Origin of the sequence: Variovorax sp. PBL-E5, assembly GCF_901827185.1 — a bacterium.
In the GTDB taxonomy this organism is placed as follows: Bacteria; Pseudomonadota; Gammaproteobacteria; order Burkholderiales; family Burkholderiaceae_C; genus Variovorax.
Genome location: NZ_LR594671.1, coordinates 1,222,082 through 1,236,701 on the forward strand (window position 1 = coordinate 1,222,082; position 14,620 = coordinate 1,236,701).

The 14,620-nt window shown below is 67.1% G+C and carries 10 protein-coding genes; 3 read left to right on the top strand and 7 right to left on the bottom strand.

Annotated elements, in window-relative coordinates:
* Window positions 1-27: 27 nt before the first annotated feature.
* On the bottom strand, window positions 28-1,299 hold the full coding sequence (gene hemA, locus WDLP6_RS05930) for a glutamyl-tRNA reductase (RefSeq protein ID WP_162591600.1): 1,272 nt from the start codon (window positions 1,297-1,299) through the stop codon (window positions 28-30).
* Between the two features lie 104 nt (window positions 1,300-1,403).
* On the opposite strand from hemA, the gene WDLP6_RS05935 reads away from it, so the two are divergent.
* The gene (locus WDLP6_RS05935; protein WP_162566243.1) at window positions 1,404-1,682 is read left to right on the top strand and encodes a hypothetical protein; all 279 of its coding nucleotides are present in this window, start codon (window positions 1,404-1,406) and stop codon (window positions 1,680-1,682) included.
* Here the strand turns inward: WDLP6_RS05935 and WDLP6_RS05940 are convergent.
* From WDLP6_RS05940 to ugpB, 6 genes are all read right to left on the bottom strand, one after another.
* On the bottom strand, window positions 1,679-4,117 hold the full coding sequence (locus tag WDLP6_RS05940) for a DUF3772 domain-containing protein (RefSeq protein ID WP_162591601.1): 2,439 nt from the start codon (window positions 4,115-4,117) through the stop codon (window positions 1,679-1,681). The two genes, WDLP6_RS05935 and WDLP6_RS05940, sit on opposite strands and share 4 nt — an antisense overlap.
* Before the next feature lie 65 nt (window positions 4,118-4,182).
* On the bottom strand, window positions 4,183-4,923 hold the full coding sequence (ugpQ, locus tag WDLP6_RS05945; RefSeq protein ID WP_162591602.1) for a glycerophosphodiester phosphodiesterase: 741 nt from the start codon (window positions 4,921-4,923) through the stop codon (window positions 4,183-4,185).
* Between the two features lie 73 nt (window positions 4,924-4,996).
* On the bottom strand, window positions 4,997-6,004 hold the full coding sequence (ugpC, locus tag WDLP6_RS05950) for a sn-glycerol-3-phosphate ABC transporter ATP-binding protein UgpC (RefSeq protein WP_162591603.1): 1,008 nt from the start codon (window positions 6,002-6,004) through the stop codon (window positions 4,997-4,999).
* 9 nt (window positions 6,005-6,013) lie between these two features.
* Window positions 6,014-6,862, bottom strand: a complete 849-nt coding sequence (ugpE, locus tag WDLP6_RS05955; protein ID WP_162591604.1) for a sn-glycerol-3-phosphate ABC transporter permease UgpE — start codon at window positions 6,860-6,862, stop codon at window positions 6,014-6,016.
* Window positions 6,863-6,895: 33 nt separating this feature from the next.
* Entirely contained in the window at window positions 6,896-7,777 is an 882-nt protein-coding gene (ugpA, locus tag WDLP6_RS05960) for a sn-glycerol-3-phosphate ABC transporter permease UgpA (protein ID WP_162566248.1), read from the bottom strand.
* A 100-nt stretch (window positions 7,778-7,877) separates the two neighbouring features.
* The gene (gene ugpB / locus WDLP6_RS05965; protein ID WP_162566249.1) at window positions 7,878-9,191 is read right to left on the bottom strand and encodes a sn-glycerol-3-phosphate ABC transporter substrate-binding protein UgpB; all 1,314 of its coding nucleotides are present in this window, start codon (window positions 9,189-9,191) and stop codon (window positions 7,878-7,880) included.
* A gap of 225 nt (window positions 9,192-9,416) precedes the next feature.
* Between ugpB and serA the strand changes: the two genes are divergently transcribed.
* Together serA and WDLP6_RS05975 are read left to right on the top strand one after the other, a co-directional pair.
* Entirely contained in the window at window positions 9,417-10,646 is a 1,230-nt protein-coding gene (gene serA, locus WDLP6_RS05970) for a phosphoglycerate dehydrogenase (protein ID WP_162591605.1), read from the top strand.
* A gap of 84 nt (window positions 10,647-10,730) precedes the next feature.
* Window positions 10,731-14,618 (top strand): DUF3683 domain-containing protein, encoded by a 3,888-nt coding sequence (locus WDLP6_RS05975; RefSeq protein WP_162591606.1) that lies wholly within the window; start codon window positions 10,731-10,733, stop codon window positions 14,616-14,618.
* The last annotated feature ends 2 nt before the right edge of the window (window positions 14,619-14,620 follow it).

The window sequence follows — 14,620 nt, forward strand, 5'->3', positions numbered from 1 at the left end:
CGGGCGCCGGATTCGAGGCGAGCGTCGCTAACGCTCTTTGCGCAGGAAGAGGCGTGCGAGCGTCTCGGCCGTCTGCTTGCGCGCATCGGCGTCGCCCGCGTGCAGCTCGGCCATCGCACCGTGCAGCATCTTCTGCGTCAGCCCGCGCGACAGCGCTTCGAGCACGGTGTCGATCGGCTCGCCCTTGGCAAGCAGCTTGCGCGCACGGGCCATTTCGGCGGCGCGCCATTCGTCGGTCTGGGCGTTGAGCTGCTGGATCAGCGGCACGGCGACGCGCTGGTCGAGCCAGTGCATGAAGCTCTGGACGCCGGCATCGATGATGACCTCGGCCTCGGCCACCGCCGCCTGGCGGCTCGCATGGCCCTGCTGCACGACCTGTGCGAGGTCGTCGACGGTGTAGAGGTAGATGTCCTCCAGCGCCTTCACCTCGGGCTCGATGTCGCGCGGCACCGCGAGGTCGACCATGAACATCGGGCGGTGCTTGCGCAGCTTCAGCGCGCGCTCGACCGCGCCGAGTCCGATCAGCGGCAGCGTGCTCGCCGTGCAACTGACGACGATGTCGAACTCGGCCAGCCGTGCCGGCAGGTCGGCCAGCCGCATGGCTTCGCCGCCGAAGCGCGAGGCGAGCTTTTCGCCGCGCTCCAGCGTACGGTTGGCGATGACGATGGAGCGCGGCTGACGGGCCGCGAAATGGGTCGCCGCGAGGTTGATCATCTCGCCGGCGCCGATGAACAGCACGCGGGTCTCGCGCAGGTCCTCGAACAGCTGGGCCGCGAGCCGCACGGCCGCGGCGGCCATGCTGATGGAATGGGCGCCGATCTCGGTGGCGGTGCGCACTTCCTTGGCGACGGCGAAGGAGCGCTGGAACAGCTGGTTCAGCGTGCTGCCCAGCGCGCCCGCGGTTTCGGCGGCGCGCACGGCATCCTTCATCTGGCCGAGGATCTGCGCTTCGCCCAGCACCATCGAATCGAGACCGCTGGCGACACGGAAGGCATGGCGCGCGGCCTGGTCGTCGTGCAGTGCGTAGGCATGCGAGCGCAGCAGCGCCGGCGTGACGCCGCCGCTCTGGGCCAGCCAGTCCACGGTGTGGTCGAGCGCGAGATGATCGGCGGCGCAGTAGATCTCGGTCCGGTTGCAGGTCGAGATGATCGCGGCCTCCACGGCCGGATGCCGATGGGCGCCGAAGGAATGGCGCAGGCTCTGCAGCGTCGGGGCGATCTGGTCGATGGCGAACGCGAAACGACCGCGCAGATCGAGCGGCGCGGTCGTGTGGTTCAAGCCGAGAGCCCAGACTGACATAACGCGTGATTATAAAATCAGCAGACGCATCCAGTCTTTCCGCGGCCGAATGGCCGTGGCCATGGCGGCGATAACCCTTGGTTGCCCTTTGGGCGACGCGCTCCATGGCCCTCCTGGACCTCATCGATCACCTGCTCAATTTCATCGCCCCGGCCTTCGCGGTCGGCTTCCTGTGCGCGCTGCTCGGCCGGCTCGCGATGCGCAAGGCGGCCGGCACGCCCGCGTGGTGGACGCAGGGCGCCATCAACTTCATCGTCGGGATCGTGGTGCTGGCGGCCGGGCTGATCGTCTTCGGCCATGACGGCAGGATGCTCACCTACGGCGCACTCGTCGCGGCCTGCGGCACCAGCCAGTGGCTCGTGGCCGGCGGCTGGCGGCGCTAGGGGGCGGGGCCCGGCATCACGGGATCGGCGGGCGGCGGCGCAGGCGGTGCGGGCGCCGGGGCCGCGGCATAAGCCGCCAGCGGCAGGTCGGCCGCATGCAGGCCGTCGATCATCGCGAAGAACAGGTCGCTGCGGATGCCCCCGGCGGCGCGCGGGCTCTGCACATAGGCGATCGCCTGGAAGATCAGGAAGCCGCCCTCGATGCCCTCGAGCGTGACCGAGGGCGCGGGCGTGGCCAGCACCCCGTCGTGCCCGGTGCAGGCCGCGAGCATCACCTCGCGCGTGCGGCCGGCGTCGGTGCTCAGCGGCATCGGCAGGCGGATCAGCACCCGGCCCTCGGCATTCGAGAGCGTCATGTTGCGCACGGTCTTGGTGATGAACTCCGAGTTGGGCACGATCAGCGTCGATCGGTCGCCCAGCTGGATTTCCGTGGCGCGTACGTTGATGCGCCGCACGTCGCCCTCGGCATTGCCCAGCACCACCCAGTCGCCGACCTTGACCGGCCGCTCCGCCAGCAGGATCAGCCCGGAGATGAAGTTCTGCACGATCGCCTGCAGGCCGAAGCCGATGCCGACCGAGAGCGCGCTCGCCACCCAGGCGATGCGCTCGATGCCGATGCCCAGCGCCGACAGCGAGACGGCGACCACCAGCACGCCGCCCGCGTAGCCGAGCAGCGTGGTGATCGAGTTGCGCATGCCCGATTCGAGCGTGGTCTGCGGCAGGTAGCGCGTGTCCAGCCATCTCTTGAAGATCCGCAGTGCCAGCAGGCCGGCCACCAGTACCGCCATCGCGCTGAAGATCGCGCCGGGCACCAGCTCGAATTCGCCCACCTTCACACCCGCGCCGAACTTGCCGCTGCGCTGGAACACCTCGCCCGGGCTGGTGCCCAGCGGCGTCGCCAGCGCGATCACCATGTAGAAGAACAGCGCGAGCCGGGCCACGCCCGACAGCAGCACGGCGGCCTGGTCCAGCGTCTGCGGTGCCAGGCCGAAGCTCTTCTGCAGCCGCTGGCCGAAGCTGCTGCGCGACGAGACGACCGCCATGAACAGATCGTCGGCGAACTTGAACAGCAGGTAGAAGGCCGCGACGACGATGCCGGTCCATGTGAGCTGGCTGGCCAGGAAGCTCGCCAGCGCGACATAGCCGGTGCCCACCAGCACCCAGATCGCGACCAGCATCGCCGCCACAGCGCCCAGCAGCAGGCTCACCCACGTGGGGCGTTCGGCCGGCTGAGCCGCGCCACCGGACGGTGCGGGTGCGGGTGCCGTTTCCGCCGTGGTCGCAGCCGCAGCGGCCCCGCGCGGCGCCCGCAGGCGCAGCAGCATCGCGCCGATCAGCGCGGTCAGCCCGAGCGCCGTGGCCACGTGCGTCGCAACGACGGCCGCGAAGCTGGCTTCGACCACTGCATTGACCTGCGCGGGTGCCCAGACCAGCGCCGCGATCAGCGCCGTCAGCCATGGAAAGGGCGCGAGCCGGGCCGCCATCGCATCGGCGATCGGCGGCAGCCGCCATGAGGGCCGCTGGTTGGACAGCAGCGCGCGGCCGAGGCCGACCACGAAGGCGATGAAGATGCTGGACTGCACCACGGCCTGCGCGAGCTTGCGCGTCTGCGGGCCCCAGACGCCATGCGCATCGAGCACCGCGTGGACGCCCTGCGCCGAGAGCCCGACCAGCACCACGTTGGTGATGACGATCGCGATCACCAGCAGCGAGCGGCGCAGCCGGCCGCCCGGCAGCAGCCGCGCGGCCAGCCCAACCAGCGCGCGTTCGGCCGCCCAGTTGCCGAGGAACGCAATCAGCAGCGCCACCCCGATGCTGGTCACCACGGCCACGCGGTGTGCGGGCTGGCTGGCGATGGCGATGCTCTTCTTCACTTCGGCATCGAGCGCCCGCAGGCGCGTCACGTCGCCGGCCCAGGCGTCGCCGATGTCGCTCCAGAATTCCCGCCCCAGCGGCGACGGCGAGCGTTCGGTGAGCCTTGCCTCGAACAGCGCGCGGCGCTGGTCCAGCAGGTCGGCGCTGCGCTGCTGGACGTCGACCGTGACCAGGCGCGCCAGCCGGATGTCGGCATCCAGCCCGTTGCGCTCCTTGGTCAGCGCGGCACGCTGCCGCGTGATGTCCGGGTCTTCGGCCGTTGCGCCGCCGGCCGGCGCATTGCCCAGCTCGCCGAGGCGCGCGTTGAGGTCGTTGAGTTCGACGGTGTGCGCGGCGACGAACTTGTCGGCCTGCCCGCCGATGGCCGTGAGCTGGGCGACCAGCGCGCGCACGTCGTTGTCGTTGTCGACCGCCTTCGGGATCTGGTCGAGCTGCGTGCGCAGGTCGGCGACCGTCGGCTCGGGTGCGGTCGGGGAATCGGAGGCGCTGTCCTGGGCGAAGGCGGCGCTGCAAAGCACCGCGGCCAGCAGAAGGGCCACGAGACGGGGGAGCCAGCTCATGACTTCATCATAGAAGGCATGGGTGTTACACCATGCAAAGGCTCCTGGGGTGGGCCCGTGACGGCTCAGCCGGCCGGACTGAAGCGGTCGACCCGGTCGGTGATGAGGCCGTCGGTGCCGAGCGCGATCAGCCGCTCCGCGGCCCATTCGTCGTTGACGGTGTAGCTCAGGGTTCGCATGCCGGCCGCATGGACTTGCGCCACGTTGGATGCATCCCAGAGCGCGTGATTGCACACGATCGCCACGCAGCCGAGCGCCGACGCGCTCTCGAGCCAGCCGGGCGTGAGCGTGTCCAGCAGCAGGCCGCGCGGCAGCTCGGGCCGGGCCTCCATCGCGCCGCGCAGCGACTCCGGTTGGAAGGAAGTCAACAGGGGCGGTGGCACTTTTGTCCCCGACCAGAGCCGTGCGCTGAGCTGCGCGACCGCCTCGCCGGTCTGCCGCTCGACGCCGGGCGTCGGCTTGATCTCGATGTTGAGCGCATGAGCGTTGGCCAGGCAGAAGCGGATCAGGCCTTCGAGGCTGGGAAGCCCCTCACCGGCAAAACGCCGCGAATGCCATGCGCCGGCGTCGAGCTGCGCCAGCTCGCCCCAGGAAAGATCGCCTGCCGTGCCGCGGCCATTGCTGGTGCGCTCCAGCGTGCTGTCGTGCAGAAGAAAAGGAATGCCGTCGGCGCTGAGCTTGGCATCGCATTCGAACATGCGATAGCCGTACTCGGCGCCGAGGCGGAAGGCCGCCAGCGTGTTCTCGGGCGCCAGCTTGCCGGCGCCGCGATGCGCGATCCAGCGCGGATAGGGCCAGGGCGTCATGCGTGCACCCTTGGCGCTTCGCGCCTTCCCGCCCAGCGGGAGCGAGCTTGCTTGGAGCGGTCCGGCGCCGCGCTCATGCGTTTCGCTTGCCGGAGCCGGCGTCGAACCAGTGCAGCTTGTCCTGGCGCGCCGCGATCCGGATCGTGTCGCCGGCAGCCGGCGAGGCCTGGCTCTCGTCGGTGCGCATGATCAATTGCTCCTCGCCGATGCGGCCGTAGATCAGGCGCTCCGCGCCCAGCAGTTCGACGTACTCGACCTGCACCGACCAGCCATCGGCATCCAGCACCAGGTGTTCGGGCCGGATGCCGAGGATGGCGCCGGGCCGCACGCCGGGCGCATTCCTGAGCAGGTTCATCGGCGGCGAGCCGATGAAGCTCGCGACGAAGGTGGTGGCCGGGCGCGAGTACACCTCCTCGGGCGTGCCGAACTGGTCCATCACGCCGGCGTTCATCACGATGATGCGCTGCGCCAGCGTCATCGCCTCGACCTGGTCGTGCGTGACGAAGAGCGAGGTGATGCCGAGTTCGCGGTGCAGCTTCTGGATCTCCAGGCGCGTCTGCGCGCGCAGCTTGGCGTCGAGGTTGGACAGCGGCTCGTCGAACAGGAACACCTGGGGCTGGCGCACGATCGCGCGGCCCATCGCCACGCGCTGGCGCTGGCCGCCGGAGAGCTCGCGCGGCTTGCGCTCGAGCAGATGGCCGAGTTCGAGGATCTTGGCCGCCTTGTCGACGCGCGTCTTGATCTCGGGCACCGGCACCTTGGCGATCTTCAGGCCGTAGGCCATGTTGGCGAACACGGTCATGTGCGGATAGAGCGCGTAGTTCTGGAACACCATCGCGATGTCGCGCTCGGCCGGCTCGAGGTTGTTGACCAGCCGGTCCTTGATGTAGATCTCGCCGGCGCTGATTTCCTCCAGGCCGGCCACCATGCGCAGCAGCGTCGACTTGCCGCAGCCCGAGGGCCCGACGATCACAACGAACTCGCCGGTGTTGACCTCGGCGCTGACGCCGTGGATGACCTGGTTCGCCTTCGGCCCCTGGCCGTAGCGCTTGATGACGTTGCGTAGTGAGAGGGCTGCCATAGTCTTCGATTATTTCTCTGTGTCCACGAGGCCCTTGACGAACCACTTCTGCATCAACACGACGACGATCGTGGGCGGCAGCATCGCCATGATCGCCGTCGCCATCACCACGTTCCAGTCGACCGCCGCCTCGCCGTTGCCGATCATCGACTTGATGCCGACCACGATCGGGTACATGTCCTCGCTGGTGGCGGCGATCAGTGGCCACAGGTACTGGTTCCAGCCGTAGATGAACTGGATCACGAACAGCGCCGCGATGCTGGTGATCGACAGCGGCAGCAGGATGTTGAAGAAGAAGCGCATCGGCCCTGCGCCGTCCACCCGCGCGGCCTCGACCAGCTCGTCGGGCACGGTCAGGAAGAACTGGCGGAACAGAAAGGTGGCCGTGGCGGATGCGATCAGCGGGACCGAGAGGCCGGCGTAGGTGTTGATCATCTTCAGGTCGGCGACCACCTGGTAGGTCGGGCCGATGCGCACTTCCACCGGCAGCATCAGCGTGATGAAGATCAGCCAGAAGCACAGGTTGCGGAACGGAAAGCGGAAATACACGATCGCGAAGGCCGACAGCAGCGAGATGAAGATCTTGCCGAAGGTGATGATGAAGGTGATGACGAAGCTCACCCAGATCATCCGCGCCACCGAGCCGCCGCCGCTGGTGCGGCCGCCGCCGGTCAGCGCTGCGTGGTAGCTGCCCCAGAAGTTGCCGCCTGGCCGCAGCGGCATCGGCACCTGGATGATCTCCTGCGCCGTGTGGGTGGACGCGATGAAGGCGAGGTAGATCGGAAAGGCGATCAACAGCACGCCGACGATCATCACCGCATGCGCCAGGATGCTGAGGGCGGGGCGGCGCTCAACCATGCGGGCGCTCCGGCACAGGAATGGAAGAAGACATCAGTAGTGGACTTTCTTCTCGACGTAGCGGAACTGGATGACGGTCAGGCCGATGACGATGGCCATCAGCACCACGGACTGCGCGGCGGCACTGCCGAAATCCATGCCCCGGAAGCCGTCGAAATACACGCGGTAGACCAGGATGGCGGTTTCCTTGCCGGGGCCGCCCTGCGTCACGGCGTCGATGATCGCGAAGGTGTCGAAGAAGGCGTACACCATGTTGATCACGAACAGGAAGAAGGTGGTCGGCGACAGGAGCGGCAGCTGGATGCTCCAGAAGCGGCGCAGCGGGCGCGCGCCGTCGATGGCCGCGGCCTCGATCAGCGACTTGGGTATCGACTGCAGGCCCGCGAGGAAGAACAGGAAGTTGTAGGAGATCTGCTTCCAGATCGCGGCCATCACCACCAGTGCCATCGCATCGTTGGCATTCAGCAGATGGTTCCAGCTGATGCCCATCTGGTGCAGCCAGTACGCGACCACGCCCAGCGAGGACGAGAACATGAAGGTGAACAGCACGCCCGTGACCACCGGCGCCACGGCGTACGGCAGAATCAGGATGGTCTTGTAGAAGGTCGCGCCGCGCACGATGCGGTCGGCGAAGATGGCCAGCAGCAGCGCGATGGCCAGCCCGAGCACCGCCACCAGCACCGAGAAGATCAGCGTGGTCTTGAACGAGGCCACGTAGGTCTCGTCGGCGAACAGCGCCTTGAAGTTGTCCAGCCCGACCCAGGTGATCGACGAGCCGAACGCGTCCTGCTGCTGGACCGACTGGATCAGCGCCTGCACCGCGGGCCAGAAGAAGAAAACGCCGACGACGATCAACTGCGGTGCGATCAGCACCCAGGGCAGCCAGGAGGAGCGGAAGAGAACGCGTTTTTCCATGGGGGAACCGTTTCGGGCGGATATCGGGCTGCCGTGCGTCCGGCCCGCCGGCACCGCACCCCGTGCGCGGGATGCGCGCCGGGTGCAAGGTACCGTCCGATTATTTGTTCGCTGCCTGGAACTTGGCCAGCAGTTCGTTGCCGCGCTTCACGCCGCTGTCCAGCGCTTCCTTTGGCGTCTTCTTGCCGGACCAGATCTGTTCCGTTTCCTCGTCCAGGATGGCGCGGATCTGCGGGAAGTTGCCGAGGCGCACGCCGCGCGACTTGGCCGTGGTCTTGCGGATCATCTGGTTCACGGCGACGTCGGTGCCGGGGTTCTGCTTGTAGAAGCCCGACTTCTCCGTCAGCTCGAAGGCCGCGGTCGTGATCGGCAGGTAGCCGGTGCGCATGTGGCTGTCGGACTGCACTTTCGGATCCGACAGGTACTGGAAGAACTTCGCGACGCCCTTGTAGTGGTCGGCGTTCTTGCCGGTCATGACCCAGAGGCTGGCGCCGCCGACGATGGTGTTCTGCGGTGCACCCTTCACATCAGGGTAGTAGGGCAGGGCGGACTCGGCGAACTGGAACTTGGCGTCCTTCTTGATCGCGGCATAGCTGCCCGACGAACCGATGAACATCGCGCATTCACCCGAAGTGAAGGACGAGGTCGGCTTGCTGGCACGGCCTTGATAGACGAAGGTGCCTTCCTTGGACATCTTCGCCAGGTTCTCGAAATGGCGCACGTGCAGCGGCGAGTTGAATTCGAGCCGCGCATCCAGGCCGTCGAAGCCGTTGTTCTTGGTGGCATAGGACACGTTGTGCCAGGTCGAGAAGCTCTCGAGCTGGGCCCAGGTCATCCATGAAGTCGTGAACGGGCACTTGTTGCCCGCGGCCTTGAGCTTGGTCGCATCGGCGAAGACGTCCGGCCAGGTCACGGGCGCCTTCTCGGGATCGAGGCCGGCGGCCTTGAACGCATCCTTGTTGTAGTAGAAGACGGTGGTCGAGCTGTTGAACGGGAACGACATCATCTGGCCGTTCGGTGCCGTGTAGTAGCCGGCCACGGCGGGAATGTAGCTCTTGGGATCGAAGGGAACGCCGGCCTCCTTCATGAGCTCGGCGACGGGCTTGACCACGCCCTTGGAGTACATCATCGTGGCCGTGCCGACCTCGTAGACCTGCAGGATGTCCGGTGCGTTGCCGGCGCGGAAGGCGGCGATGCCGGCGGCCAGCGACTGGTCGTACTCGCCCTTGTACGTGGGAACGACCTTGTATTCCTTCTGGCTCTCGTTGAACCCCTTGGCCAGATCATTGACCCAGTCGTTGAGCCCGCCGTCCATCGAATGCCACCACTGGATCTCGGTCTGGGCCTGGGCCGGAATGGCCAGCGTGCCGAACAGGGCCACGGCCGAGGCCAGGGCGAGCGTTTTGAATCGCATGAAGACTCCTCAGGGGGAAAAGAAAGCGTGAATGCTAGGTCGCACGTATGACACGGCGGCGTCACATTTGTGCATTCTTGGCTTCGGTCGAGGAAGGCTCCAACGGGGGAAACCCTTTTTGTGGGCATCGCCCCACGGCCTGCTTGCTGCGTTGCACCATGCTAGCATCGCGCTCCTTTTTTCGGCCTCTGCTCCATGCGTCCGGGCGGGGCTTGCAGGACGCGTATGAGCAAGACTTCTCTCGACAAAAGCAAGATCAGGTTCCTTCTGCTCGAAGGCATTCATCCCTCGGCGGTCGAGGTGTTGAAGGACGCGGGCTACACCCACGTCGAGACCGTGTCGGGCGCGTTGCCCGATGCCGAGCTCAAGGCGCGCATCGCCGATGTGCATTTCATCGGCATCCGCTCGCGCACGCAATTGACCGCCGAGGTGTTCGCCGCCGCGCACAAGCTGGTGGCGGTGGGGTGCTTCTGCATCGGCACCAACCAGGTCGATCTCGATGCGGCGCGCGAGCACGGCGTGGCCGTCTTCAACGCACCCTATTCCAACACCCGGTCCGTGGCCGAACTCGTGCTGGCGGAGGCGATCCTGCTCTTGCGCGGCGTGCCCGAGAAGAGTGCCGTCGCGCACCGCGGCGGCTGGCTCAAGTCGGCCGACAACGCCTTCGAGATCCGCGGCAAGACGCTCGGCATCGTCGGCTACGGCTCCATCGGCGCGCAGCTGTCGGTGCTGGCCGAGGCGCTCGGGATGCACGTGGCCTTCTTCGACGTCGTGGCCAAGCTGCCGCTGGGCAATGCGCGCCAGGTGCGCCTCCTGCCCGACCTGCTCGCGCAGAGCGACATCGTGAGCCTGCACGTGCCCGAGACCCAGGCCACGCAGTGGATGATCGGCGCGCCCGAGATCGCGGCGATGAAGCCCGGCGCCATCCTGATCAACGCATCGCGCGGCACCGTGGTCGATATCGAGCCGCTGGCCGAGGCGCTGAAGCAGAAGAAGCTGCTGGGCGCCGCGATCGACGTCTTCCCGACCGAGCCGCGCAGCAACAAGGAAGAGTTCCAGTCGCCGCTGCGCGGGCTCGACAACGTGATCCTTACGCCGCACATCGGCGGCTCGACCATGGAGGCGCAGGCCAACATCGGCCTGGAGGTAGCCGAGAAGCTGGTGAAGTACAGCGACAACGGCACCTCGACCTCGTCGGTGAATTTCCCCGAGGTCGCATTGCCCTCCCATCCGGGCAAGCACCGCATCCTGCACGTTCATCGCAACGTGCCGGGCGTGCTGTCGGAGATCAACCGGATCTTCTCGGACAACCGCATCAACATCGCCTCGCAATTCCTGCAGACCAACGAGAAGGTGGGCTATGTGGTGACGGACATCGATGCGGCGTCGTCCGATCTCGCGCTCGAAAAACTCGCCAGCGTGCCGGGCACCATCCGCAGTCGGGTCTTGTTCTAGGCAGCGCCGCCATCAGTCAGTGGTGACTTAAAATCCCATCCCCTGGTTCATGGGCGCGCAGCGCCCGACCGAGGCCACTCCCCGATGAATGCACCGACCGCGTTGACGGCGTTGTTGTCGCAGGCCGCAGAGCCCGCGCGATTGCGTGAGATCCCCTACAACTACACCAGCTTCTCCGATCGCGAGATCGTGATCCGCCTGTTGGGCGAACGCGGCTGGGAACTGCTGCAGACCTTGCGCGCGGAGCGCCGCACCGGCCGCTCCGCGCGCATGCTCTACGAGGTGCTGGGCGACATCTGGGTGGTGCAGCGCAATCCCTACCTGGTCGACGACCTGCTCGACAACCCGCGCCGCCGCGGCCAGCTGGTCGATGCGCTCAACCACCGGCTGGGCGAGGTGCAGAAGCGCCGCACGCCCGACAGCGACGCGCAGCGCGACCTGCTGGTCGGCGAGCTGACCACGCTGGTGTCGCAGGCCGTGCTGGCCTTCGACACCACGTTCCGCGATGTCGCCGCGCTGCGGCGCAAGACCACGCGCCAGCTGCGCCGCGTCACGGCCAAGGACAACATCAAGTTCGACGGCCTGTCGCGCGTCTCGCACGTGACGGATGCGACCGACTGGCGCGTCGAATACCCCTTCGTCGTGCTCACGCCCGACACCGAGGCCGAGATGGCCGGGCTGGTCAAGGGCTGCATCGAGCTCGGCCTGACCATCATTCCGCGCGGCGGCGGCACCGGCTACACCGGCGGCGCGATCCCGCTGACCTGGAACAGCGCGGTCATCAACACCGAGAAGCTCGAGGCGATGACCGAGGTCGAGACGATGTCGCTGCCCGGCCTGGATGCGCCGGTGCCCACGATCTGGACGGAAGCCGGCGTGGTCACCCAGCGCGTGGCCGACGCGGCCGAGCGCGCGGGCTTCGTGTTCGCGGTCGACCCGACCTCGGCCGAGGCCTCCTGCATCGGCGGCAACGTCGCGATGAACGCCGGCGGCAAGAAGGCCGTGCTGTGGGGCACGGCGCTCGACAACCTGGTCTCGTGGCGCATGGTCACGCCGGAGGCCGAATGGCTCGAAGTCACGCGCATCGGCCACAACCTCGGCAAGATCCACGATGCCGAAAGCGCGGTCTTCGAGCTGCAGTATTTCGCTGCCGACGGCCGCACGCGGCTGCGCAGCGAACGCCTCGAGATCCCGGGGCGCACCTTTCGCAAGGAGGGCCTCGGCAAGGACGTCACCGACAAGTTCCTCTCCGGCCTGCCGGGCATTCAGAAGGAAGGCTGCGACGGCCTGATCACCAGCGCGCGCTGGGTGGTGCACCGCATGCCGGCGCATACGCGCACGGTCTGCCTCGAGTTCTTCGGCAATGCGAAGGACGCGGTACCGAGCATCGTCGAGATCAAGGACTTCATGTTCGCCGAACAGAAACGTTCGGGCGTGCTGTTGGCCGGCCTCGAGCACCTGGACGATCGCTACCTGAAGGCGGTCGGCTATGCGACCAAGTCGAAGAAGCACGGCGGCCTGCCGAAGATGGTGCTGTTCGGCGACCTCGCGGGCGACGATGCCGACGCGGTGGCGCGCGTGACCTCGGAGGTCGTGCGCATCGCCAACTCGCGCAGCGGCGAAGGCTTCATCGCGATCAGCGCCGACGCGCGCAAGAAGTTCTGGCTCGACCGCAAGCGCACGGCCGCGATCAGCAAGCACACCAACGCCTTCAAGATCAACGAGGACGTGGTGATCCCGCTGCCGCGCATGGCCGAATATTCCGATGGCATCGAGCGCATCAACATCGAGCTCTCGCTGGCCAACAAGCTCGCGCTCGCCGACGCGCTCGAAGCCTTCTTCTCGCGCGGCAATCTGCCGCTGGGCAAGAGCGACGATGCGCACGACATTCCCTCGGCCGAGCTGCTGGAGGACCGCGTCGCGCAGGCGATCGCGCTGGTGCGCGAAGTGCGCACGCTCTGGCGCGGCTGGCTCGACCAGGTCGAGCCGCTGTTTGCGCAGTTGCAGGACCATTCGCTGCGTGCGAGCTGGAAGACGCAGATCCGCACGCCGCTTTCGGCCATCTTCAGCGGTGCCGAGTTCGCGCCGATCCTGGCCGAGTGCAATGCGATCCACCAGCGCGTGCTCAAGGGGCGCGTCTGGATCGCGCTGCACATGCACGCGGGCGACGGCAACGTGCACACCAACATCCCGGTCAACAGCGACAACTACGAGATGCTGCAGACCGCGCACGCGGCGGTCGCGCGCATCATGGTGCTGGCGCGCAGCCTCGACGGCGTGATCTCGGGCGAGCACGGCATCGGCATCACCAAGCTCGAGTTCCTGAGCGACGAGGAACTGCAGCCCTTCACCGACTACAAGCAGCGCGTCGATCCCGAAGGCCGCTTCAACAAGGGCAAGCTGCTGCGCGGCTCGGAACATGCTTCGCGGGACGGGCGCTCGCTGCACGCCGATCTCACCAACGCCTACACGCCGAGCTTCGGGCTGATGGGCCACGAGTCGATCATCATGCAGCAGAGCGACATCGGCGCCATCGCCGACAGCGTCAAGGACTGCCTGCGCTGCGGCAAGTGCAAGCCGGTGTGCGCGACGCATGTGCCGCGCGCCAACCTGCTCTATTCGCCGCGCAACAAGATCCTCGCGACCTCGCTGCTGGTGGAGGCTTTTCTGTACGAAGAGCAGACCCGGCGCGGCATCAGCATCCGGCACTGGGAAGAGTTCGAGGACGTGGCCGACCACTGCACCGTGTGCCACAAGTGCCTGTCGCCTTGCCCGGTCGATATCGACTTCGGCGACGTCTCGATGAACATGCGCAACCTGCTGCGCAAGATGGGTCAGAAGTCCTTCCGACCCGGCAACGCGGCGGCGATGTTCTTCCTCAACGCGACGAACCCGCAGACCATCAAGGCGATGCGCGTCGGCATGGTCGGCATCGGCTTCAAGGCGCAGCGCCTGGCCAACGACCTGCTGCGCGGCCTTGCGAAGAAGCAGACCGCGGCGCCGCCGGCCACGCTCGGGCCGGCGCCGGTCAAGGAACAGGTGATCCACTTCATCAACAAGAAGATGCCAGGCGGGCTGCCCAAGCAGACGGCGCGCGCGCTGCTCGACATCGAGGATGCCGACTACGTGCCGATCATCCGCAACCCGCGGGCGACCACGCCCGAGACCGAGGCGGTGTTCTACTTTCCCGGCTGCGGATCGGAGCGGCTCTTCTCGCAGGTCGGGCTGGCGACGCAGGCGATGCTCTGGCATGCCGGCGTGCAGACGGTGCTGCCGCCGGGCTATCTGTGCTGCGGCTATCCGCAGCGCGGCAGCGGCCAATTCGACAAGGCCGAGAAGATGATCACCGACAACCGGGTGCTCTTCCACCGCGTCGCCAACACGCTCAACTACCTGGACATCAAGACCGTCGTGGTGAGCTGCGGCACCTGCTACGACCAACTGCAGGGTTACCAGTTCGACAAGATCTTCCCGGGCTGCCGGATCATCGACATCCACGAGTATTTGCTCGAGAAGGGCATCACGCTCGGTGACATGGGCGGCGGTGGCTATCTCTATCACGATCCCTGCCACACGCCGATGAAGCTGCAGGACCCGATGAAGACCGTCAAGGCGCTGGTCGGCGACAACGTGCTCAAGAACGACCGCTGCTGCGGCGAATCGGGCACGCTCGGCGTGACGCGTCCCGACATCTCGACGCAGATCCGCTTCCGCAAGGAGGAGGAACTGCGCAAGGGCGAAGCCGCCTTGCGCGACGGCGGCCAGCTCGCGCCGACGGACAACGTCAAGATCCTCACCAGCTGCCCGAGCTGCCTGCAGGGCCTGAGCCGCTACGGCAACGACCTGAGCAACGGCCTGCTCGAAGCCGACTACATCGTGGTCGAGATGGCGCGCAAGATCCTCGGCGAGGACTGGATGCCCGAGTACGTGGCGGCGGCCAACCAGGGCGGGATCGAAAGGGTGCTGGTATGAGC